The sequence below is a fragment of the Variovorax paradoxus genome, from assembly GCF_009498455.1.
GTDB classification, from domain to species: domain Bacteria; phylum Pseudomonadota; class Gammaproteobacteria; order Burkholderiales; family Burkholderiaceae_C; genus Variovorax; species Variovorax paradoxus_H.
In genome coordinates this window covers 3,418,009-3,439,033 of sequence record NZ_CP045644.1, presented here as the reverse complement: position 1 = coordinate 3,439,033, position 21,025 = coordinate 3,418,009, and the positions used below count along the sequence as shown (strand labels likewise).

Genomic DNA, 21,025 nt, shown 5'->3' with positions numbered 1-21,025 from the left:
GATCAAAGACCCGGGGTGGTTGCGACGGTGGGGGCGTCTTCGATCTGCTCGATCAACCGCAACTCGACCAGGGCGGCCAGTTCGGCGATGGTGGGCGCCTTGAAGAAGGCGGCGGGATGCAGCTCGACGCCATAGGCCTTGCGCACCCGCGACAGCAGCCGGATCGCCAGCAGCGAATCGCCGCCGAGCTCGAACAGGTTGTCGTTGGCCCCCACGGGCGCAATGCCCAGCGCTTCGGTCCAGAGCTCGGCGAGTCCTTCTTCCAGGTCGCCTTCGGGCGCGACGAACGCGGTCTGCAGCACCGGGCGCGGATGCCCTGCGCGGGCCTCGGGCGCGGGCTCGTCGTCCAGCGACTCGAACAGGCCGTCCAGCGGGCGCAGGCGGGGCGCGAAGGGCGAGATGGACACCACCGTCTGCGGCAGGTCGGGCCCGTTCGCGATGCGCTCGAAAGCCGACACGCCGGTGCGCTCGTCCAGGCCGACACCTTCGGGCATGTCCATGTCGACCGCCACGCCCACGTCGCGCCAGGCGTCCCAGTTCGCCGAGAAGACCGGCAGCGCGGAACTGCGCCGATGCGCGTGGGCCAGCGCGTCCAGGTACGCATTCGCAGCCGCGTAGTCGCTGCGGCCAAGGCCGCCGATCAGGCTCGCCACCGAGGAGCAGAAGAGCACGAAGTCGAGCGGTTCGGCGCGCAGCGCATCGAGCAGCGCGAGCGTGCCCGCGATCTTGGGCGCGAACGCGGCCTCGACCAAGGCCCGGGTGCGCTGGGCGATCATGCCGCGGTCGGGCTGGACGACGGCGTGGACCACGCCGTTGACCGGACCGAAGCGCGCGTGCACCGTCGCCAGTGCGCTGCGCAGTTGTGCCGGATCGGTGACGTCGGCCGCCACGGCCAGCACCTGCGCGCCGTTCGCTTCGAGCTCGATCAATTGCTGCAGCCTGCGGCGCAGCGACGCGGGCTGGTCGGCCGATGCGGCGATGCGCGACCATTCGGCGCGTTCGGGCAACGGCGTGCGGTTCATCAGCACCAGCCTGGCCTGCCAGGTCTTGCTGAGGTAGCGCGCGAGCGCCAGGCCCACGCCGCCCAGCCCGCCGGTGATCAGGTACACGCCGCCCTGGCGCAGCCGTTGCACGCCCGGCGTCTGCGCCGGCAAGGTGTCGTACGACTTCGTCCAGCGATGCGGGCCGCGGTAGGCGACGACGAAGTCCTCGCGCGTGGCCGCCGCCTCTTCGACGACGCGGCGTGCAAGGTCGGCTTCGGCGGTGCTTTCTGGCGCGGGCAGGACCACGTCGACGACGCGGCAGGCGATGGTGGGCGACTCCTGGCCGAGCACCTTGGCGATGCCCAGCACGGTCGCCTTTTCCGGCGCCAGCGTCTCGGTACCGGCCACATCCTCGACGCGGTCGGTGACGACGGTGAGCGCAAGCGGTGGGCGGACCGTGCCGCCCACGTTGTCGAGCGCCTGCGCCAGCGCGAGCAGGCTGAAGTAGCCGGCCTCGAAGGCCGCGGCATGCGAAGGCGCCGGTGCATCGGCGTCGAGGCTCCACAGGTGGAAGAGTCGCGTGACCGGTCCGGCCTCGGACTCGACCTCGCGCAGCAGCGCTTCGTGGTCGGCGCGTTCGGCCGGCCGCATGGCGTACTGCCCTTCGGTGGTGCGCGCGAACTTCTTGCCGTGCAGCGCGAGGATCACGCGTCCGCCCTGTTCGCGCAGCGTGCGCGCTAGGCGGTCGGTGAAGCTGTTCGCACCGCCGAGCACCAGCGTGCAGCCCGACGGCCCAGCCGTTGCCGGCACTGGCGACAGCGCGGTGCGCTTCCAGGCCGGCGCATAGAAGAGACCGGGCGCGGCAGCATGTGCCGGTTGCGCGGCGCCACCGGGCTCGGGCTCGGGCTCGACCCAGAAACGGCGGCGCTGGAACGCGTAGGTAGGCAACGGCACCCGGCGCGGCGCGGGACCGGTCCGGCACGCCGCCCAATCGATATCGACGCCCACGGTCCAGAGGCCCGCGATGGCGTTCGCCAGTTGCTGCGCATTCCTCGCCGCCTGCTGCGGATGGGCCTGGCTGGCCCAGATGCCCGCGGCCGACCGGCCTCCGGGGTGCTGGCGCGCCAGCCCGGCCAGCGTTTCGCCGGGGCCGACTTCGAGCACCACGCGGCCGGGCACGGCGAAGATTTCGCACAGGCCGTCGGCAAAGCGCACCGTGCCGCGCAGGTGCCGGCCCCAGTAGGCAGGGCTGGTCGCGTCTTCGTCGGTGATCGGCTTGCCCGTCACGTTGGAGATGAAGGGAATGCGCGGCGCCTGCTTCGGCACCGCGGCGATCAGGCGCTCCAGCTCGGCCATCATGGGTTCGACCAGGCGGGAGTGCGAGGCGATGGACACATGCAGACGGCGCGGCTGGTGCTGATGCGCGAGCAGTTCTTCCTCGGCGCGCGCGATGGCATCGGCCGGACCGGCGAGCACGCAGAGCTGCTCGCCGTTGATCACGGCCAGGTCGCATCCCGTGGCGAGGAACGGCGGGAGTTCCGCTTCGGGCAGCGGCACGGCGGTCATGGCGCCGGGCGCCAGTGTCTGCATCAGGCGGCCGCGCGCGGCGACGATGCGCAGCGCGTCTTCCAGCGTGAACACGCCGGCCAGGCAGGCTGCGACGTATTCGCCCAGGCTGTGGCCCAGCAGCACCGCAGGCTGCACGCCGCAGCTCATCCACCAGCGCGCCATGGCGTACGCGGTCGCGAACAGCGCGGGCTGTGCGAACTCGATGCGGAACAGGCGCTCGTTGGCGGCCTGCTCATCGCCTGCCGCGGGGAACAGCAGCGCGAGCAGATCAATGCCGCTGTCGGCCTTGAGCACCACGGCGCAGCGGTCGAGCACCTCGCGATAGACGGCGCCGTCGCGGTAGAGGTCTTCGCCCATGCGTGCATGCTGGGTGCCGCCGCCGGGGAAGAGGAAGGCCACCTCGGGCGGAGAGACGGCGACACGGGTTGCCGCCACGGCGGGCGGCGAGAGCATGTCCGCAGCCAGCCCGGGTTGATTCGCCACCACGGCGCTGCGCCAGGTGAAGGCGCGACGTCCGCTCTGCAGCGTGTGCGCCACGTCTTCGAGCGCCAGCCCGTCATTCGCCCGCAGATGCGTCGCGAGTTGTTCGCGACCTTGGGTGAGCGCAGCCTCTTCCTTCGCCGACAGCGGCAGCACCTGCCACTGCGCAGCCTTCTGTGGCGTGGGCCGCACCGCGGGTGCTTCTTCGAGCACCACATGCACATTGGTCCCGCCGATGCCGAACGAGCTCACGCCCGCGCGGCGCGGCGTGCGGCCTTCGGGCCACCGCTGGCGCTGCGCGTTCACGTAGAACGGACTGTCGGCGAAAGCTATCTGCGGGTTGGGCTTCGTGAAATGCAGGCTCGGCGGCAGCACGCCGTGCTTGAGCGCCATCGTGGCCTTGATGAGCCCCGCCACACCGGCCGCCGCATCGAGGTGGCCGATGTTGGTCTTGACCGAACCGACCGCGCAGAAGCCGCGCCGCTCGGTGTCGGCGCGAAAGGCCTGCGTGAGCGCCGCGATCTCGATCGGGTCACCCAGCGTGGTGCCGGTGCCGTGCGCCTCGATGTAGCCGATGGTGTCGGCCGAGACACCTGCGATCAGTTGCGCCGCGCGAATGACCTCGGCCTGCCCGTCGATGCTGGGGGCGGTGAAGCCGACCTTGGCCGAGCCGTCGTTGTTGGCCGCGGTGCCCTTGATGACGGCGTGGATGGTGTCGCCGTCGCGCAGCGCTTCGTCCAGGCGCTTGAGCGCGACGACGCCGGCGCCGCTGCCGATCACCGTGCCGGCCGCATCGGCATCGAACGCACGGCAATGGCCGTCGGGCGAAAGGATCGCGCCGGCCTGGTAGCGGTAGCCGCCCTCTTGCAGCAGGTTGAGCCACACGCCGCCGGCCAGGGCCATGTCGCAGTCGTGGCTCAGGAGCGCCTGGCAGGCGGTGTGCACTGCGGTGAGCGACGTGGAACAGGCCGTCTGCACGCTCACGGCGGGGCCGCGCAGGTTGAGCTTGTAGGCAACGCGCGTGCACAGCGAGCCGCCGGAGTTGCCACTCATGAGGCCGAGCAGGTCGGCAATGCCCGTGTGCGCGCCGAGGCCGAAGGACGGCAGCAGGTTGCGGATCAGGTAGACGTTGGCGCCCTCGCCCGCATACACGCCGACCTTGCCGGGCCAGCGCTCGGGATCGCAGCCGGCGTGCTCGAGTGCCGCCGAGGCGCATTCGAGAAAGACGCGCTGCTGCGGATCGAGGTTCTCGGCTTCGCGCGGCGTGTAGCCGAAGAAGCCGGCATCGAACTGGTCGAAGCCTTCGAACATCACGCCGGCCTTCACATAGTCGGGGTCGTCCAGCAGGCTCTGCGGCACGCCGCGTTCGCGCAGTTGCTCGTCGGTGAAGCGCGACACCGACTCCACGCCGCCCTGGATGTTGCGCCAGAAGGCGTCCACGTCGTCGGCGCCGGGGAAGCGGCCCGACAGGCCGACGATGGCGATTTCCAGGCCGGTGGGTTCGACGGATTCGTTGAAGGCGGTGGTCATCAGTTGACTCTCTCTGCCACTTTGCGGCGTTGAAGCATGGCCGCGCGCTGGCGCAGCGCACGGTCGTCGGCGCCCGCGGCGGAAACGGCCGCGGCTTGCGCGCCGCCCTGCTCGATCCAGCGCGCGAGCGATTCGACGGTGGGGTACTTGAAGAGGTTGACCAGCGGGAAGCCGCCCTGCAGCCGGTCTTCCATCAGGCGGTGCGCGCGGATGAGCAGCAGCGAGTGCCCACCGAGGTCGAAGAAGTTGTCGTGCAGCCCGACCTGCTCGACCTGCAGCACCTCCGACCAGATGGCCGCGAGCGTGCGCGCCACATGGCCCTCTGGCGCCTCGTAGGTGCGCGCGCGGCCGAGGCCTTCAGGCTCGGGCAGCGCCTTGCGGTCAACCTTGCCGTTGGCATTCAGCGGCAGGGCTTCGAGCACCACCACGGCGCGCGGCACCATGTGGTCGGGCAGCACCTGGCCCAGTTGCTCACGCAGCGCGGCAGTGTCGACCGCTTGCTGCGCATGCGCGGCGATGTAGGCCACGAGCGAGGCGCCGGCCGCGCCTTCGCGCGCCACCACCACGGCCTCGCGCACGGCGGGCTGCGCGAGGATCTGCGCCTCGATCTCGCCGAGTTCGATGCGGAAGCCGCGGATCTTCACCTGGTGGTCGATGCGGCCCAGGTACTCGATCTGGCCCTCGGTGTTCCAGCGCACGAGGTCGCCGGTGCGATAGAGCCGGTCGCCCGCGCCGAAGGGGTTGGCGACGAAGCGTTCGGCGCTGAGGCCGGGCTTGTTGAGGTAGCCGCGCGCCAGGCTCACGCCGCCGAGGTACAGCTCGCCAGCCACGCCGCGCGGCACGGGGTTGAGCTCGGCATCGAGGATGTGGCACTGGGTGTCGCTGATCGGCTGGCCGATCGGCACCAGGCGTTGCCCATCGTCGCGGCAGGTCCAGCGCGTGACGTGGATCGTCGTTTCCGTCGGGCCGTAGAGGTTCTGCAGCGTGGCGCCGTGAAGGCGCTGCAGCGTCTCTTTCTGTGTCTCGGCGGGCATGGCCTCGCCGCCGCAGATGATGTGCTTGAGCCGCGTGCTCGACTCGATGTCCTTGTGCGCCAGGAAAGCCTGCAGCATCGAGGGCACGAAATTCAGCGTCGTGATCTGGTGGCGCCGGATCAGCTCAACCAGGCGCGCCGGGTCGCGGTGATCGCCAGGGTTGGCCACCACCAGCCGCGCGCCCGCGGTCAGGGGCCAGAACATCTCCCACACCGACACGTCGAAGCCGAACGGCGCCTTGTGCAGCACGGTGTTCTCCGGGCCGAGGCGGTAGGTGTCCTGCATCCAGGCCATGCAGCTGTGCAGCGCGGCGTGGCGCACGGCCGCGCCCTTGGGCTTGCCGGTGGAGCCGGAGGTGTAGATGACATAGGCGAGGTTCTCGCCATGCAGCGCAACGCCGGGGTCGGTGTCGGGCTCGCTCGAGAGATCGGTGCTGTCGACCTCCAGCCGCGCGAGGCCCGCGCGCTCGGCGATGTGCCCGCGGGTGGCGCGGTGCGTCAGCAGCAGCGCAATGCCGCTGTCTTCCACCATGTAGGCCAGGCGCTGCAGCGGGTAGTCGGGGTCCAGCGGCAGGTAAGCGCCACCGGCCTTGAGGATGGCGAGCAGCCCCACCACCATCTCGACCGAGCGGTCCATCACGATGCCCACGCGCATGTCGGGCTTCACGCCGAGCGCGACGAGGCGGTGCGCGAGGCGGTTGGCGCGGCGGTTGAGTTCGACGAAGCTCAGCGCCTGTTCGTCGAACAGCAGCGCGATGGCGTCGGGCTGCTGCTTCGCATGCTGCGCGATGGTGTGGTGCACGGGTTGGGGCAGCGGCTCGCGGCGTGCATTGATGCTCCAGCCTGCGAGTTGTGCGTTTTCCGAGGCGTCGAGCAAGGCGATGTCGCCCACCGCGCGACTGGCATCGCCACAAAGCGCGTCGAGCACCGCCACGTAGTGCTTCGCCATGCGTGCGATGGTCTCGCGCTCGAACAGGTCGTCGGCATAGATCACGTCGAGCATCAGCCGGCCGTCGGGCCGCTCGCGGGCTTCCAGCACCCAGTCGAATTGGGTCTGCAGGTCGGGGAGCGCGTGGTCCTGCACCTGGATGCCGTCCAGGCGCTGCAGCGGGCGATGGTCCTCGAACAAGTGGTTGAACATCACCTGGAACAGCGGGCTGTGGCTCATGCTGCGCTCGGGCTGCAGGCGCTGTACCAGTTGCTCGAAGGGCAGGTCCTGGTGCGCCTGCGCGCCCAGCACGGCCTCGCGGGCTTGCGCAAGCACGCGCGACAACGGCGTGCGGCCGTTGATCGGGTTGCGCAGCACCAGCGTGTTGACGAACAGGCCGATGACGTTCTCGAACTCGACCCGGTTGCGGTTGGCGATCGCGGCGCCGACGCGGATTTCTTCCTGCCCGGTGTAGCGGTGCAGCAGCACCTGCAGGCCGGCGAGCAGCACCATGAACAGCGTGGCGCCGTCGGCCTGCGCCACGCCGCGCAATTGGCCCAGCAGGGGCGCGGGCAGCTCGAAGGCGTGGCGTACGGCGCGGTAGCTGGCTTGCGGCTTGCGCGAGCGGTCGGTGCGCAACTCGAGCACCGGATGCTCGTCGCCGAGTTCCTTCCGCCACCAGGCGAACTGCCGCTCGGCCTCGCCGGCAGCCAGCCATTCGCGCTGCCACACCGCGTAGTCGGCGTACTGCACACGCGGCAAGGGCAGCGCCGCGGCACGGCCCTGCAGGCGCGCCGCGTAGCCCGCGGCCAACTCGTCGATCAGCACCTGCATCGAGGCGCCGTCGGACACGATGTGATGCATCACCACGGCGAGCACCTGCGTGTCGTCCGCCAGGCGCAGCAGTGCCGCGCGCAGCAGGCCGCCCTGGGTGAGGTCGAAGGGCGCGCTCTTGATGCGGCGGGATTCGCTCTCCAGGCGTTCTTCGCGCTCGCCGGCGGGCACGTTGCGCAGGTCGACCACCTCGAGCGGCAGCGTGCCGGTCGGCTGGACCCACTGCGCAGCAACGCCGTCGCCGCCCGCGCGGAACACGGTGCGCAGCGACTCGTGGCGCACGACCAGATCGCTCAGCGCCGCGCGCAGCGCGTCGACCTGCAAGACGCCGGTGAGGCGCAGCGCGCCGCTCATGTGGTACGCCGCGCTCGACGGGTCGAGCTGCCAGAGGAACCACTGGCGCTCCTGCGCGTGGGACAGCGGCAGCGCATGCAGCCGACGTTCGGCCGGCAGCACCGCGATGGGCGCGGGCCGCGCACGCGCGCCTTCGGCCAGGCGCTGGCGTACGGCGGCGGCGCATTCGCAGAGCCGGGGGTGCTCGAACATCAGGCGCACCGGAAAGTCGATGTCCCAGTGACCCGACACGCGGGCCGCGACCTGCGTGGCGGTGAGCGAACTGCCACCGCGGGTGAAGAAATGGGCGTCGCGCGCGAAAGGCTTCGCGTCGGAGGGCCGGAGCACTTCGCGCCAGATCGCATCGACGGCGCGCTCGGTCTCATCGAGCACCGGCGCTTCGGCCTGCGACTCGACGGGACTGCCCTTGACGAACGCACCGCGTTCATAGATCGCATACGCATCCGCGCTGCGATCGAGCCAGCCCGCGCGGCACGCGTTGCGCTGCAGCTTGCCGCTGGTGGTCTTGGGCATGCCGCCCGGGTTGAGCAGCAACACAGCCGACAGCGCCTCGCCGAACACCTCGCTGACCGCCGCGCTCAGCGCCTCGACCAGCACCTGCGGCGGCACCAGCTTCTGCATGCTGCGCGACACCTCGGCCGCGGCGCCGATGCCTTCGCCGTCGGGTCCGTTGGCCGCGAAGACCGCCACGCGGCCCTTGCGCACCGCATCGACCTCGGCCTCGATGACGCGCTCGATGTCCTGCGGATAGATGTTGTGGCCGCGCACGATGATCAGGTCCTTGATGCGGCCGGTCACGTAGAGCTCGCCATCGCAGACGAAGCCCAGGTCGCCGGTGCGCAGCCACCGCTTGCCCGCGCGCTCGACGAAGGTCTCGGCGGATTCGCGCGGCTTGCCCCAGTAGCCCGCGCCGACGCTCGCGCCGCTCACCCAGATTTCGCCGATGCGTCCGGGCTCGGCCACCACCGACAGCGTGGCGGGATCGACGATCTCGACCATGTGTTCGACCGCCACTGCGCCACAGCCGACGAGCAACGTGCCGTCTTCGCTCGGCGTTCCCTTGCCGGATGCCAGACCGTCGGCGCTGAAGCCACGCGCGACCATGCCGGAGCCGCGCCGGCCGCCGGTCACGAATAGGGTCGCCTCGGCGAGGCCGTAACAGGCGTAGACCGCGCCCGCATCGAAGCCCGCGGGGGCGAAGCGTTCGATGAAGTCGAACTCGGTGTCGGCGCGCACCGGCTCGGCGCCGGTGTAGGCCACGCGCCAACTCGAAAGATCGAGCTGTGCGATCTGCGCGTCCTTCACGCGCTCCAGGCAGAGGCGGAACGAGAAGTCCGGACCGCCGCTGAGCGTGGCGCGGTGACGGGAGATCAGCTCCAGCCAGCGCACCGGGCGCTCGAGAAAATAGCGCGGCGAGGTCAGCACCAGCGGGATGCCGCTGTACAGCGGCTGCATCAGGCCGCCGATGAGGCCCATGTCGTGATACAGCGGCGCCCACGAGACGAACTTGTCATCGGGCCCGATGCCCATGCCGACCTGGATCGCATGCTCGTTGGCCATCAGGTTGCCGTGCGTGACGATGACGCCCTTGGGCGCCGAGGTCGAGCCCGAGGTGTATTGCAGGAAGGCGACGTCGTCGTCGGCCGGCTCGAAGGGCTGCCAGGCGTCGGCGAGTGCGACATCGATCGCGTCGACGGCAACGATCTGCACATCGCCGAACTGGTTGCCGGCCGCCGACATCGCGGCGCTCAAGGCCGAAGACGTGAGCACGCAGCGCGCCTCTGAATCAGCCGCCACGCCGGTGAGCCGCGCCAGGTGCTGCGGCCGCGTCGATTCGGGTGGAAACACGGGCACCGCGATCACGCCGCAGTAGAAACAAGCCAGCATGCTCACTGCATAGTGGTCGCCGTTGTCGAGCATGACGAGCGCGCGGTCGCCCTTGGCGAACTGCTGCTGCAGGCGTGCCGCGAGCGCGCGAACGCGCTGTTCGAAGACGGCATAGGTGAAGGGCAGCTCGGCGTAGACGCCATCGACCTCATCGACCACGGTGAGCCAGACGTCGTTCGCGCGCTGTTCGGCCAATGCGCGCAGGTGCGCCACGAAGTTGCGCGGTTGCCGGCCGACGGAGGTCATCGCGAGCAGTTCATTCATGACTCGACCCTTTGGTGCGCGTGAAGATGTGTCTGTGTCGGCAAATGCCGTGTGAGCGCCGCGAGAAATTCGGTCTCGCGCTGTCGCAGGAAGAAGTGGCCGCCGTCGAACCAGTCCAGCGTGAAGGCGCCTGCGGTTTCCTTGGCCCAGGCGGCCATGGCCGGCACCTCGATGTCGTCCTGCCGCCCTGCGAAGGCGTGCAGTGACAGCGTCAGCGGCAGCGCACCGACCGCGGCACGCGCGTCGTGGCTGCGGCAGACGCGGCGGTCGGCTCGCAGCGTGTCGAGCGTGATGCGCATGAGTTCGTCGCTGGCGAACACCTCCTCGGGCGTACCGCCCTGCTTGCGCAGTTCGGTGATCAGCGAGGCGTCATCTTCACCACCGTCGAAGCGCTCGGGGTCGCGTCGCGAGGGGGCCGCGCAGCCGGACACCAGCAGCGCGCGCGGCATCGGCCGGCGCGAGGCCTGGAGCCTGCGGGCCACGCCCTGGGCCAGCAACGCGCCCATGCTGTGGCCGAAGAGCGCGAAGTCGCCGCGCATGGCATCGGCCTGCTCGGCGCAGATCCGCGCGACCATGGCATCGAAATCTTCCACGAAGGCCTCGCCCATCCGCGCGCCGCGCCCCGGCAGTTCGACCGGCACGATGCGCACCCACGGTGGCAGGAAACGACGCCAGCGCAGGTACATGGCGGCGCTGGCGCCCGCGCAGGGCAGGCACAGAAGCGAAAGAGGCGCCTGCATGCCCATCAACCGGCCGCGCGTTCCGTGGCCTGTGCGCTCTCTTTGTCCTGTTGCTGCTGCATCCAATCGCGCAGCGAGCGCGGCCGCATGTCGGTCCAGTGGCTCTCGACGTAGGCCAGTGCGGTTTTCTTGTCGCCGCGAACGCCTTCGACGGCGGTCCATCCGCCGGGAACGGCTTTCCAGTGGGGCCAGATGGAGTACTGGTCTTCGTGATTGACCAGAACGATGAAGGCTTCGTCTTCACGGTCAAAACAGCTCGTCGACATCGGTGCATCCTTGTGTGATTGAACAGAAGGAGCGCCCGATCACCGATTGCGGACCGGATCGAATTGCAGCGCCCCTGCCAACAGGACGCTTCGGGAGCGAATCTGTTCATTTCACGAGGGCGCACTTGCGAAGAGATGGCTGCGTCCGCCGAGGTGGGCTGGCGGGGCCATGGCCACAACGCGCGGCGCGCGTTGGCGGGAAGATCTGGCTGGCTTGCTTACTTGCCGGCGTCGGGCGCTTCGTCGCCGTCACCGAAATCGTTGGCAGGCGGCACGAAACCGGCGAGCAGCCAGAGTTGCGCGGCCTTGTCGTAGGCACGGCGATGCGCGGGCTCTGCCAGGAGCCAGGCGGTCATTTTCGTGCGCGCCGCGTCATCGAAGTTCTCGCGGTCGTGTTCGCGCTGAACCCAATCCCATGCGGTGTCCCAGAGGGGATCGTCTTTTTCCTGTGTCATTCTTGAAAGCCGTTCGCGTGGTCCGTGCAGACCGGGTCTTGAGCGCCGGTCACTGCGTACAGCGCGCATTCTCGCGGGAAACGGGCATGCCCCTTCCCACCGGCGGGCAACGACCTCTAGCGCGAGCCGCGTTCAAGCAGCAGATGGCCACACGACTTGATGGCCGTCGCAGCTTCGGCGATGAGGCCGTTCACAAGCCCGAGCGCGCAACCCAGGCGCGCCGCGATCTCTCGCTGCGTCAGGCCTTCCAGGCGATAGAGCTCGAACACCAGTCGCGTTTTCGGCGCGAGCCCGGACAGCACCTGATCGATGGCGGTGATGACCTGGCGCTCGCACATCATGCGGTCCGGCGTGCCGACGTCCGGCACGTCCAGCAGCTCGACGTCGACGTCGAAGGTGCGATAGCTGGCCTCGACACGGTGGCGGCGGCAGTAGTCCAGCGCCATGTTGCGCACCACCTGGCAGCAGTAGCCGATGGGCCGGTCGGCGTGCCGCACGCAAGGGCCGTCGACGATCTTCAGGTAGGCGTCCTGCACCACGTCGTCGGCCAGATCCGCCGTGTTGACGATCTTGCGGGCGACGCGCCAAAGCTGCGAGCGATGGGCGATGAAAACTTCTCCGAGCGAAGGCTCGGACGAATTCACTGGCATGTTCAACACCTCTTCCTCCTGTGAGCGAGCCGCAACGGTCCGCAAGCCGATTACTACTTTTTATGCATAGATACAAATAAGAATCATTCCTATTTATATGCAAGCTTCAAGTCACCGTGATGACCTTCCGGGCCACCGTTCGAATCGAGTGATGTGGGTCCCCGCGAGAATTCGGGGCAGAGAATCGCAGGGTCCGGAAGCTCTGCACCAACGCGGAGCCCGGCATCGCCCCTGCGGGGGATCGCGATGATAGTCCACTTCAGAACGCATCATTTTTCATGAGCAAGATGCCAGCGCGGCCTTGGATCGCTCTTCGTCGCCTCTAAGCTGTGGCCCTTCATGCCAAGCGCCGCTTCACTTATTTCACTGCCCCCGGGCGATATTCACCTCTGGTTCTGCTTTCACGGTGACGCCGGCAATCCCGAGCTGACGGCAGCTTCCCGTGCGTTGCTCAGCGCAGAAGAGCTGTCGAAACAGGCGCGCTTTCACTTCGCGCGCGACCGGCATCGCCACCTGCTGACACGCACGCTGGTGCGATCGGTGCTGTCGCGCTACGCCCCGGTCGCGCCGCAGACCTGGCAGTTCGCAACCAACGCTTTCGGGCGGCCTCGCATCGGCACATGCGATGCCCGTGAAGCAGTCGGGCTGAACTTCAACCTCAGCCACACCGACGGGCTCATCGTGCTGGCCGTTGCGCGCCACATCGAACTGGGCGTCGATGTCGAGAACGTCGAACGCAAGGCGGCGCTCGATGTGGCCAACCACTACTTCTCGCCAGCCGAAGCGCAGGCCCTGGACGCATTGCCGTCGACGGACCAGGCCGAGCGCTTCTTCGAGCTGTGGACACTGAAGGAAAGCTACATCAAGGCGCGCGGCCTCGGCCTGCAGATACCGCTCGACAGCTTCGGGTTTGCGCTGGACGACCCGGGCACCATTGGCTTCGCGCTCGCGGATTCACGCACGGGCGACGACGCTGTGCAGCGCTGGCATTACTGGCAACTGCGGCCCACGCCAAAGCATCTCGTGGCGCTGTGCGCAGCAACGGATCCTTCGACCGCAGCCACCACGCGCATCGTCTGCCGCGAGATCGCGCCGCTCGAATGGGACAGGCCGCTGGCGGCCCCCACGACGCGCACGAGTGCGGGCATCTAAAATTCCGGCCCTTTCCCCGCTCCCGTACCCATGAACATCGTCGTCAACGAAGAACTCAAAGCCTATATCGATCCCTTGACGCCGGAGGAGTACGAAGCCCTCGAACGCAGCATCCTCACCGAAGGCTGCCGCGACGCGCTGGTGCTGTGGGGCGACGTGCTGGTGGACGGCCACAACCGCTACGGCATCTGCCAGAAGCACGGCCTGCCCTTCCAGACCGTGCAGAACACGCGCTTCAAGACACTGCAGGACGTGCACCTGTGGATGATCGACCAGCACCTGGGCCGCCGCAGCATCTCGGACTACCTGCGCGGCGTGCTCGCCCTGCGCAAGAAGGACATCGTGGACGAGCGCCGCGCCCGCAGCACCGTCACCACCCCGACCACGGCGGACGACCCGCCTTTCGATGTCGACGACGCGTCCGCTTCGACCTCCTCTTCGGCTTCCGACGAAGCCCTGCCGCCGCCCGTGCCGCTGAACAGCCGCGAGGCCATCGCCCGTGCCGCGCGCCTGAGCAGCAGCCAGGTCACGATGATCGAGAAGATCCAGAAGCAGGCCGCGCCCGAGCTGGTGGCGGCCGTGAAATCGGGCGTGATCTCGATCAATACGGCCGCGGCCGTCGCGTCCCTGCCCGCCGAAGAGCAGGTGACGGCCGCCAACGCCGGCAAGGACGAGCTCAAGCAGGCCGCCAAGCGCGTGCGCGAAGCCAAGCGCAAGCCGCGCGAGGCGGCACCCGAGACCGAAGAAGGCGCCGAACCGGCGTCGCTTGACGCTGTCCAGCAACTGGAACAGCGCGTGGCCGAACTCACGGCCGAGAACGCGGACCTGCGCCGGCAAGTGGCCGAGCTGCAGGCGCAACTGGCGAACTGACGCCCCGGCGGGCGCCGTTCTGCGCGCCCGCCTTTTTCACGCCCCCTCTGACGCCTCGCGCGCCGCCCAGCGGCACGCGAGGCTTTGTCGCGTCCGCGACCCACCGAAAACAGTTGTTCGTAATCTTGTGTTTTTATTTGCAACAACTGTTATATTTTCACATAACAATTCAAACAGAAAACTTTAGTTCTCTGACTCGACATTGAGATCGGCGCCCCCGCCCAACTTCCTCCAGTGAGTTCTCAAGTTGCAAATAGAACGGCGATGCCGCCACGAATCGGCGCTTTCGATACGGTTGAGCACACATCGTTCGGACGATCGGGCGTCGAACTGCAGCGTCCGGAGGGACCATGACGGTCGTTAACACCGTTCCCAAGAGTCAACGCGCCTTGCTGAGCTACAGCGTCGAGGGTCTGCCGCACCGCGAAGAAGTGCTGCTCAAGTCGCTGATCCGGCTGCTCGACCACCGGACCCACCAGAACTGGTCGTGGAAAGCCGACCAGGCCGACCTGCGGGTCGTGGGCGAACAAGTCGCCATCGCGGCGGCCTCGCCCCAGACGGCGGTGCCCACGCTGACCGTCGCCCATGCCGACCCGCAACGCGGCCCCTTCCTGGCCCTGCCATTGCACACCGACGCGCTGGAAGTGGCGCTCAACCGCCTCGGCGCGATGGTGGTCCATGCCCGCGGACTGGGACTGGCCGCAACCGAGGCGCCGATCGGCGAGCACGAAGAATTCCGCATGCTGCGCTGGCCGCCGGCCGCGGTGCTCGAAGCGCCGATCCGCCTTCGGCTGGCCACGCTGATGTCCAACCGGCCCGCCTCGGTGCTGTCGCTCCAGCAGCGCTCGCCCGCCACGCGCCAGGAGTGCGCGGATTTCCTGGCCGACCTGCGGCGCGCGGGCTTGCTCGAGCGCCCCGCGAGCGCCGGCGCCCTGGTGGCTGCATCGGCGCCCGACAGCGTCTTCCCCGACAGCCGCTTTCCCGCGCCGACGCGCGACGCCGTGCAGCCCGGTCTGCTGGCACGCATCAGGAACCGACTCGGCTTGCAGCCGCCAGGCCCTCAATGACCGTAGAACACAAGATCCTCTTCACCGGCACCATGGGCGCCGGCAAAACCACGGCCATCGCCGGCGTGAGCGAGATTCCGCCCGTGAGCACCGACGTGCGCAACAGCGACACCTCGGTGGCCAAGGCCACCACCACGGTCGGGCTGGACTACGGCGAACTCACGCTCGACAACGGCGAAAAACTGCGCCTGTACGGCACGCCCGGCCAGATGCGCTTCGACTTCATGTGGCGCATCCTGGGGCGCGGCGCGCTCGGCGTGGTGATCCTCGTGGACAACAGCCGCCCCGATCCGCTGGCCGACCTCGACATCTACCTCGACGGCTTTGCAGAGCTGATTGCGCAGACCGCCTGCGTGGTCGCGGTGGGCCGCATGGAACAACACCCGAACCCCGGCCTCGACGCCTACGCCCGGCGCATGGAGGCCAAGGGCGTCGTGTGCCCGGTGCTGCCGGCCAACGTCACCGATCCGCAGCAGGTCGTGCAGCTGCTGGAGCTGCTCCTGCTCCAGCTCGAGGTCTGACGCCGCGGCGCACTCCCCTTCTTCTTCTTTTCTTCCATTCAGGCAGCAATGAACATCACTCCAAGAATCAGGCTTGCAGCGGAATCGGCCATCGACACCCTGATGCGGGAAATCAAGGGCGTGAAGGCCGTGGTGATCTCGACCGAAGACGGCCTCGAGCTGGCCGCGCGTGTCGAGAACACCGCGCAGGTCGCGCGCCTGTCGGCCATTGCCAGTTCGCTCGCCGCCCTGGGCGCCGTGGCCGGCGAGGAAAGCCAGCTGGGCCATTGCGACAACGTGGCCATCGAGGCCACGCACGGCCACATCCTGATGCTGCAGGCGCGCCATCCCGAGATGACGCTGATCGTGAGCGTGGTCACCAGCCGCGACGCCATCATCGGCCAGGTCCTCTACTTCGCGAAACAGGCGACGCAGCTGCTGCAGCACGCCTGACGCGGGCGCCGGACGCCGGCGCACCGCAACACCATTCGACACCGGTGGCCGCCCATCCCCTTCGCCCGGGTGGCCGCCGACTTTCAGGGGCGAGGACTAGGAAAGATTTCGATGGCAAATATCAAGCAATCCATGGACGAACTGATGACCTGCGACGGCGCCCTGTGCGCAGCGCTGGTCGACTCGAGCAGCGGCATGATCCTGGGCCAGATCGGCGCGGGCGTCGACCTTGAAGTGGCCGCCGCGGGCAACACCGAAGTGGTCCGCGCCAAGCTGCGCACCATGCGCGACCTCGGCCTGAACGACACCATCGAAGACATGCTGATCACGCTCGGCAAGCAGTACCACATCATCCGCCCGATGCAGAAGAAGGAAGGCCTGTTCGTCTACCTGGTGCTGGACAAGACCAAGTCGAACCTGGCGATGGCGCGCCGCAAGACGCTCGACGTCGAGCAAGGCATGACGGTCTGAGCGACGGCATCGCCAGGCCCCGGCCTGGCGACATCGTCACTCGCGCAACGTGCGCCGCTCCAGCTTCGGATCGGCCGCAATCTCTTCCTCGGTGAAAGGCGGCTTCACCAGCTGCTTGCGCGAGAAAAGTTCGAGCTGGTCGTCGTGGTGCGGCGACGCCGGATCGCGCGACTGCCCGCCCGCCATCATCACGCGCGCCACCGGCTGGCCCTGCGCCCACGTGACCACATGCACGTACGACGTGCCCGCGATGATGTCGCCGTAGCCCTCTTTCGTGAGCGGCGCACCCTCGAGTGCGTTGAGCACGCCCTGCCCGCCCGGACCGCCATGCAGCGGCACGCGGCCACGCGGCGTGGGCCGCGCCAGCATGTCGCCCCATCGCTCGTCGCCACGCAACCCCAACGCCGCCAGCGCATCCGCCGTGTCGCGCACGGCCGCGACGATGCCCGCCGTCACGCCCGGCGCTGACGACACCGGCCGCACGCGGAACGGGTGCGCCGGGTCGTAGGGTTGCGCATACAGACCCGGCACGCCCTCGAGCCGAGGACCCAGTTCGGTGAAAAGCAAGGTGCCGCGGCTGTCGACGTGGTGGCGCCGGTCCCACGCGGCCAGGATGCCGCAGGCGCGCTGCACCGTGGCATCGCCCTTGGCGCTGGTGCAGGCGGCCAGCACGGCATCGAGCGTGGTCTCGGCCAGGTAGTTGCGGTTGCCGAACACCAGGTCGGTGGCCTCGGCCACGTCGATTCGACCGTCGGCCAGGCTGTCTTCGATCTGCCGCTGCGACATCAGCGTGCGCGCACCGGGTGCCGCCTTCGGACTGCCGAGCAGCAATGAATAGCCGTCGAGCTGGCGGCCCACCAGCGAGAGGCTGTAGCTGTCGTTGGCGTTCTGCACGATGCCGCGTGTGGCGAGCGCTGGCATGCGGCTGGCCGGTGCAAGGCGGGGCTGGCCGTCGGCCTCGCGCACGGCGCAGGCGCTGCGGCGGCCGTCGAGTGCGCCCGGCACGGTGGCGTCGTCGGGCGGCGGCACGACGGCGCAGTCGCGCAATGCGGCATCGCCAATATCGAGCAGCGGGCCCGACTCGATGTACATCGCCTGCCCCTGGCTGTCGCCCGCGATCAGGTGGGCGGTGATGCCGCGGTTGCGCGCCACCGCCTGCTCGAAACCGCCGATGTCGCGCGCCTTCGCCACCGCGAGGATCTGGTCGAGCGCGCGCGCATTCGCCACGTTGGGATCGGTCACGGCATGCCAGCCGGCCGGGCGGCCCGCTGCCGCCGGCAACCGGTACAGCGGCCCGAGGTGCGAGTACGGCAGATCGTGGCTTTGCGTGCGCACGCTGCCGTCGGGCTGCCTCACGCGCAATGCGACGGTCTTCATCGTCAGCTCGCGCGGGGCGCCATCGACCGTGTACGAAGGCGTCGCGCCGGGTTTGACGTCCAGCGCCACCAGCAGCGGGTAGGTCACGGTCGAGGGCGCCTCGATGCTCCAGGCCAGATGCTTCGTGAAGCCCGACAGCGGCAGCGGCAGGCCCAGGAAGTCGGCGCCCATCACATCGATCTCGCCGGGAATGGTGAGGTGCATCTGGTGCATCAGCAGCCAGTGGTCCTGCCACAGCGTGTGCGGGTTGGCGACCATGATCGAGGTGTTCGTGCCCGTGGCTTCGGCGCCGTAGGCCCAGGCGTTGCTGGCCATGCGCTGCGTCGGTGGGCGGTCGCCCTTGGCTTTCGCCACGGGTGGCGCGTCCAGCTGATTCCAGGCCGATGCCGAGGCATACGCTGCGACGCTCATCGCCTTCCACAGCGAGCCCACCTGCATCGTGGCGCGCACCACATCGCTGACGGTCATCTGCGGCAGCGCGAGGTCCTTGCACGCGGCGGGACGCGCTTCGGGCGCCATGTCGCGCACCCAGCGATTGAAACCGGCGGCGTAGCCTTCGGCGAGCTGGCGCGCGTCGGTGGACAGGCCCTTCCAGGCGGTCTCGACCTCATCGTCCGACAGCTGCACGCGGTAGAACAGGTCGCTGTCGAGGTTGGGAAGCTGCAGAAACGCCACAGTCGCCAGGCCGTCGGGGCCGAAGCGTTCCGAGCGCTCGCCGCGCAGCGTGAGCATGCGGTCGGCCAGCAGGCACAAGTGATCGCGTGCGACGGCATAGCCATGGCCATAGCCCAGGCCTGCGTAGTCCTTGGCCTTGATGTGCGGCAGGCCGTATTGCGTCCAGCGCACCTCGGCGCTGTACTTGTCGTTCGACGCGGGCGGTGCGGGGGGTGGCGTCGTGACGACGGGTCCACCAAAGAATCCTCCACCACCGCCGCTGTCGCCGCCGCAGCCGGCCACGACACAGGCGAGCGCGCAAAAACCGATGCGCACCCACCCGCTGGCACGCGGTGTCATGGCTTGGCCTCGCCCACCGGCTGGCTCTTGCGCGCAATCACCTGCATCTCCACCCAGGCCTTCGGCACGGCGATGCCGGCCAGCATGGCGGTGCCGGTCGGCTTGCAGGGCAGCACTTCCGACAGCGTCTGCACCACCGCGCCCAGGTGCTCGGCGCCAGCCACGATCAGCGTGTAGTTGATGACCTGCTCGAGCCGCCCGCCGCAGGCCGCGAGGTACTTCTCGATGTTGCGCACCATCAGCCGGGTCTGGTCTTCGGCGCTGACGGCGAGCGTCTGCGTGTCGTAGTCCATGCCGATGGTGCCGGAGACGAAGATCCACTCGTCGTCGAACATCGCGCGGCTGTAGGGCGCATTGACAAAGGGCAAGGGGAAGTCGGCGGTCTGCATGCGGTGGTCTCTCTTTCGTTCTCTGTGTGGAATTGAAATCAGGCCCGGGTCATCTCGCGCGCGATGGCGCGGGCGTGGATGTCGGTGGAATCGAACAGCGGTGCGGCGCAGGCGATCCAGGGCTTCACGGCGCTCAGCTCGGTGCAGCCCAGCACGATGCCTTGCGCGCCACGCGCCACGAGCGCGTTGCACAGCATCGAGATGACAGCGGCGTCGGCGGGGCTGGCCTCGCCGCGCGCAAGCGGTCCGAAGATGGCCGCGTCGAGCGTGCGCCGCTGCGCGGCGTCGGGCAGCACCAGCTCGAAGCCCGCGCCCTCCCCCAGCATCTGGCCGAAGAACGGCGCGTCGAGCGCGAAGCTCGTGGCCAGCAGGCCAAGGCGGCGCATCGACGGGAAGCGCGACGCGATCTCGTCGCCGGTTTCACGCGCCACGTGCACCAGCGGCACGCCCGCCGCCGCCTGCACCGCGTCGGCTGCGAAGTGCCCGGTGTTCGCAAGGATGGCGATGAGTTCCGCGCCGGCCGCGCGGGCCTGGCGCGCAGCGGTTTCCATCTGGGCGCGCGCATCGTCGCGGCGCCCTTCGGTCATGGCGGCGATGACGCCGGCGAAGTCCAGGCTCACGATCACGCAGCGGGCCGAGTGCAGGCCGCCGAGTTCGCGCTGGATGTGCTCGTTCAACAAGCGGTAGTAGCTGAGCGTGGAAGGCCACGCGACGCCTCCGATCAGGCCCGCGGTTTTCATGACGCGCACCCTTCTCAGTCGAGCTTGAAGCCGAGCCTGCGGATCACCGGGCTGTAGCGCACCAGGTCGCTGTCGATGCGGCCCTTGAGTGCTGCTGCGCTGGTCTGCGCGGCCGGCTCGAAGCCGAACACCAGCAGCTTCTCGACCACGTCGGGTTGGCGGATCGCCCAGTCGACGCCGTCGCTCACGCGCTGGGCGATCTCGGGCGGCAGGCCGGCCGGGCCGACCACGCCGAACCACACGGAGAAGTCGACGCCCTTGTAGCCCAGCTCGTCGAGCGTGGGCACGTCGGGCAGGCCCGAGAAGCGCTTGGCCGACGTGACGGCCAGGATCTTCGCGCGCCCCGCCTTCACGAACTGCACATAGGGCGCCATGCCGTCGAAGGCGGCGTCGATGTCGCCCGCGATGGTGGCCTGCGCCACTTCGGCGCTGCCCTTGTAGGGCACGCGCGTGGTCTCGATGCCAGCACTGCGGTTGAACTCTTCGAGCGCCATCTGCGACAGGATCGCGGCCGCGCCGATGTTGATCTTTCCGGGGTCGGCCTTGGCACGCTTCACCAGCTCATGCACGTCGCCCACGCTGCCTGGTTGGGTGCGCGCAATGACGGCCGTGGGCGAGGTGATGGCCAGCGCCACCGGCGTGAAGTCTTTCCTCGGGTCGTAGGGCAGCCGGTTATAGAGGGAGGGGTTGAGCACGAAGGTCTGGTCGATGGACCACAGCAGCGTGTAGCCGTCGGGCTGGGCCTTCATGATCTCTTGCGCGCCGATCAGCGTGTTGCCGCCCGGCTTGTTGTCGACCACCACCTGCTGACCCAGCTGCACCTGCAGCTTGGCCGCGATGAGCCGCGCGGCCACGTCGGCACCGCCGCCCGCCACAAAGGGCACGACGAGGCGAATCGGCCGCGAAGGCCAGGCACTCTGCGCACCGGCAAGCGCCGGCACCCACCCCGCGGCGAGGGCCGCCAGGAGCCCCAGAAACCGGCAGACACGTCGAGCATTCATCCATAAACTCCGTTCAAA

16 protein-coding genes are annotated in these 21,025 nt (G+C 68.9%); 6 read left to right on the top strand and 10 right to left on the bottom strand.

Translation table 11 applies throughout. The features are described 5' to 3' along the window. Window positions 1-2 precede the first annotated feature (2 nt). The 6 genes from GFK26_RS15715 to GFK26_RS15690 form a co-directional block, all read right to left on the bottom strand. On the bottom strand, window positions 3-4,562 hold the full coding sequence (locus tag GFK26_RS15715; protein ID WP_153282760.1) for a type I polyketide synthase: 4,560 nt from the start codon (window positions 4,560-4,562) through the stop codon (window positions 3-5). Then, window positions 4,562-9,862 carry a non-ribosomal peptide synthetase gene (locus GFK26_RS15710; RefSeq protein WP_153282759.1) on the bottom strand — a complete coding sequence of 1,767 codons (5,301 nt, stop codon included), beginning with the start codon at window positions 9,860-9,862 and terminating at the stop codon, window positions 4,562-4,564. The genes GFK26_RS15715 and GFK26_RS15710 overlap by 1 nt, the downstream gene beginning before the upstream one ends. Further along, complete coding sequence (locus tag GFK26_RS15705) at window positions 9,859-10,602, bottom strand: thioesterase II family protein (protein ID WP_153282758.1); 744 nt, start codon at window positions 10,600-10,602, stop codon at window positions 9,859-9,861. The genes GFK26_RS15710 and GFK26_RS15705 overlap by 4 nt, the downstream gene beginning before the upstream one ends. Window positions 10,603-10,607: 5 nt before the next feature. Beyond that, a complete protein-coding gene (locus GFK26_RS15700) occupies window positions 10,608-10,868 on the bottom strand; it encodes an MbtH family protein (protein ID WP_153282757.1) in 261 nt (86 codons plus the stop codon). A 218-nt stretch (window positions 10,869-11,086) separates the two neighbouring features. Beyond that, window positions 11,087-11,323, bottom strand: coding sequence for a DUF4880 domain-containing protein (locus tag GFK26_RS15695; RefSeq protein WP_153282756.1), 237 nt, complete (start codon window positions 11,321-11,323; stop codon window positions 11,087-11,089). A 116-nt stretch (window positions 11,324-11,439) separates the two neighbouring features. After that, window positions 11,440-11,973 (bottom strand): sigma-70 family RNA polymerase sigma factor, encoded by a 534-nt coding sequence (locus GFK26_RS15690; RefSeq protein WP_194274091.1) that lies wholly within the window; start codon window positions 11,971-11,973, stop codon window positions 11,440-11,442. A 447-nt stretch (window positions 11,974-12,420) separates the two neighbouring features. Between GFK26_RS15690 and GFK26_RS15685 the strand changes: the two genes are divergently transcribed. The 6 genes from GFK26_RS15685 (at window position 12,421) to GFK26_RS15660 (ending at window position 16,486) form a co-directional block, all read left to right on the top strand. Then, the gene (locus GFK26_RS15685) at window positions 12,421-13,125 is read left to right on the top strand and encodes a 4'-phosphopantetheinyl transferase family protein (RefSeq protein ID WP_194274090.1); all 705 of its coding nucleotides are present in this window, start codon (window positions 12,421-12,423) and stop codon (window positions 13,123-13,125) included. A 30-nt stretch (window positions 13,126-13,155) separates the two neighbouring features. Further along, the gene (locus GFK26_RS15680) at window positions 13,156-13,995 is read left to right on the top strand and encodes a plasmid replication/partition related protein (protein WP_153282753.1); all 840 of its coding nucleotides are present in this window, start codon (window positions 13,156-13,158) and stop codon (window positions 13,993-13,995) included. Window positions 13,996-14,345: 350 nt separating this feature from the next. Next, window positions 14,346-15,062 (top strand): hypothetical protein, encoded by a 717-nt coding sequence (locus GFK26_RS15675; RefSeq protein WP_153282752.1) that lies wholly within the window; start codon window positions 14,346-14,348, stop codon window positions 15,060-15,062. Continuing rightward, a complete protein-coding gene (locus GFK26_RS15670) occupies window positions 15,059-15,583 on the top strand; it encodes a GTP-binding protein (RefSeq protein WP_153282751.1) in 525 nt (174 codons plus the stop codon). Before GFK26_RS15675 ends, GFK26_RS15670 begins: the two co-directional genes overlap by 4 nt. A 48-nt stretch (window positions 15,584-15,631) precedes the next feature. Continuing rightward, entirely contained in the window at window positions 15,632-16,015 is a 384-nt protein-coding gene (locus GFK26_RS15665) for a roadblock/LC7 domain-containing protein (RefSeq protein ID WP_101489403.1), read from the top strand. 111 nt (window positions 16,016-16,126) lie between these two features. Next, complete coding sequence (locus tag GFK26_RS15660) at window positions 16,127-16,486, top strand: hypothetical protein (RefSeq protein ID WP_153282750.1); 360 nt, start codon at window positions 16,127-16,129, stop codon at window positions 16,484-16,486. A gap of 36 nt (window positions 16,487-16,522) precedes the next feature. Here the strand turns inward: GFK26_RS15660 and GFK26_RS15655 are convergent, their stop codons facing one another. The 4 genes from GFK26_RS15655 to GFK26_RS15640 are packed head-to-tail and all read right to left on the bottom strand — an operon-like array spanning window position 16,523 to window position 21,007. After that, window positions 16,523-18,877 carry a penicillin acylase family protein gene (locus tag GFK26_RS15655; protein ID WP_153282749.1) on the bottom strand — a complete coding sequence of 785 codons (2,355 nt, stop codon included), beginning with the start codon at window positions 18,875-18,877 and terminating at the stop codon, window positions 16,523-16,525. Continuing rightward, a complete protein-coding gene (locus GFK26_RS15650) occupies window positions 18,874-19,266 on the bottom strand; it encodes a Rid family hydrolase (protein WP_153282748.1) in 393 nt (130 codons plus the stop codon). The genes GFK26_RS15655 and GFK26_RS15650 overlap by 4 nt, the downstream gene beginning before the upstream one ends. A gap of 38 nt (window positions 19,267-19,304) precedes the next feature. Further along, window positions 19,305-20,006 carry an aspartate/glutamate racemase family protein gene (locus tag GFK26_RS15645; RefSeq protein ID WP_153282747.1) on the bottom strand — a complete coding sequence of 234 codons (702 nt, stop codon included), beginning with the start codon at window positions 20,004-20,006 and terminating at the stop codon, window positions 19,305-19,307. A gap of 14 nt (window positions 20,007-20,020) precedes the next feature. Beyond that, a complete protein-coding gene (locus tag GFK26_RS15640) occupies window positions 20,021-21,007 on the bottom strand; it encodes a Bug family tripartite tricarboxylate transporter substrate binding protein (protein WP_153282746.1) in 987 nt (328 codons plus the stop codon). Window positions 21,008-21,025: the final 18 nt, after the last annotated feature.

Excerpts from the sequence above, each read along its gene's own strand:
- GFK26_RS15640 (WP_153282746.1), bottom strand. The coding sequence starts at position 21,007 with ATGAATGCTCGACGTGTCTGCCGGTTTCTGGGGCTCCTGGCGGCCCTC.
- GFK26_RS15645 (WP_153282747.1), bottom strand. The coding sequence starts at position 20,006 with ATGAAAACCGCGGGCCTGATCGGAGGCGTCGCGTGGCCTTCCACGCTC.
- GFK26_RS15680 (WP_153282753.1), top strand. The coding sequence starts at position 13,156 with ATGAACATCGTCGTCAACGAAGAACTCAAAGCCTATATCGATCCCTTG.
- GFK26_RS15670 (WP_153282751.1), top strand. The coding sequence starts at position 15,059 with ATGACCGTAGAACACAAGATCCTCTTCACCGGCACCATGGGCGCCGGC.
- GFK26_RS15665 (WP_101489403.1), top strand. The coding sequence starts at position 15,632 with ATGAACATCACTCCAAGAATCAGGCTTGCAGCGGAATCGGCCATCGAC.
- GFK26_RS15650 (WP_153282748.1), bottom strand. The coding sequence starts at position 19,266 with ATGCAGACCGCCGACTTCCCCTTGCCCTTTGTCAATGCGCCCTACAGC.
- GFK26_RS15700 (WP_153282757.1), bottom strand. The coding sequence starts at position 10,868 with ATGTCGACGAGCTGTTTTGACCGTGAAGACGAAGCCTTCATCGTTCTG.
- GFK26_RS15710 (WP_153282759.1), bottom strand. The coding sequence starts at position 9,862 with ATGAATGAACTGCTCGCGATGACCTCCGTCGGCCGGCAACCGCGCAAC.
- GFK26_RS15695 (WP_153282756.1), bottom strand. The coding sequence starts at position 11,323 with ATGACACAGGAAAAAGACGATCCCCTCTGGGACACCGCATGGGATTGG.
- GFK26_RS15655 (WP_153282749.1), bottom strand. The coding sequence starts at position 18,877 with ATGACACCGCGTGCCAGCGGGTGGGTGCGCATCGGTTTTTGCGCGCTC.
- GFK26_RS15715 (WP_153282760.1), bottom strand. The coding sequence starts at position 4,562 with ATGACCACCGCCTTCAACGAATCCGTCGAACCCACCGGCCTGGAAATC.
- GFK26_RS15675 (WP_153282752.1), top strand. The coding sequence starts at position 14,346 with ATGACGGTCGTTAACACCGTTCCCAAGAGTCAACGCGCCTTGCTGAGC.
- GFK26_RS15660 (WP_153282750.1), top strand. The coding sequence starts at position 16,127 with ATGGCAAATATCAAGCAATCCATGGACGAACTGATGACCTGCGACGGC.
- GFK26_RS15705 (WP_153282758.1), bottom strand. The coding sequence starts at position 10,602 with ATGCAGGCGCCTCTTTCGCTTCTGTGCCTGCCCTGCGCGGGCGCCAGC.
- GFK26_RS15690 (WP_194274091.1), bottom strand. The coding sequence starts at position 11,973 with ATGCCAGTGAATTCGTCCGAGCCTTCGCTCGGAGAAGTTTTCATCGCC.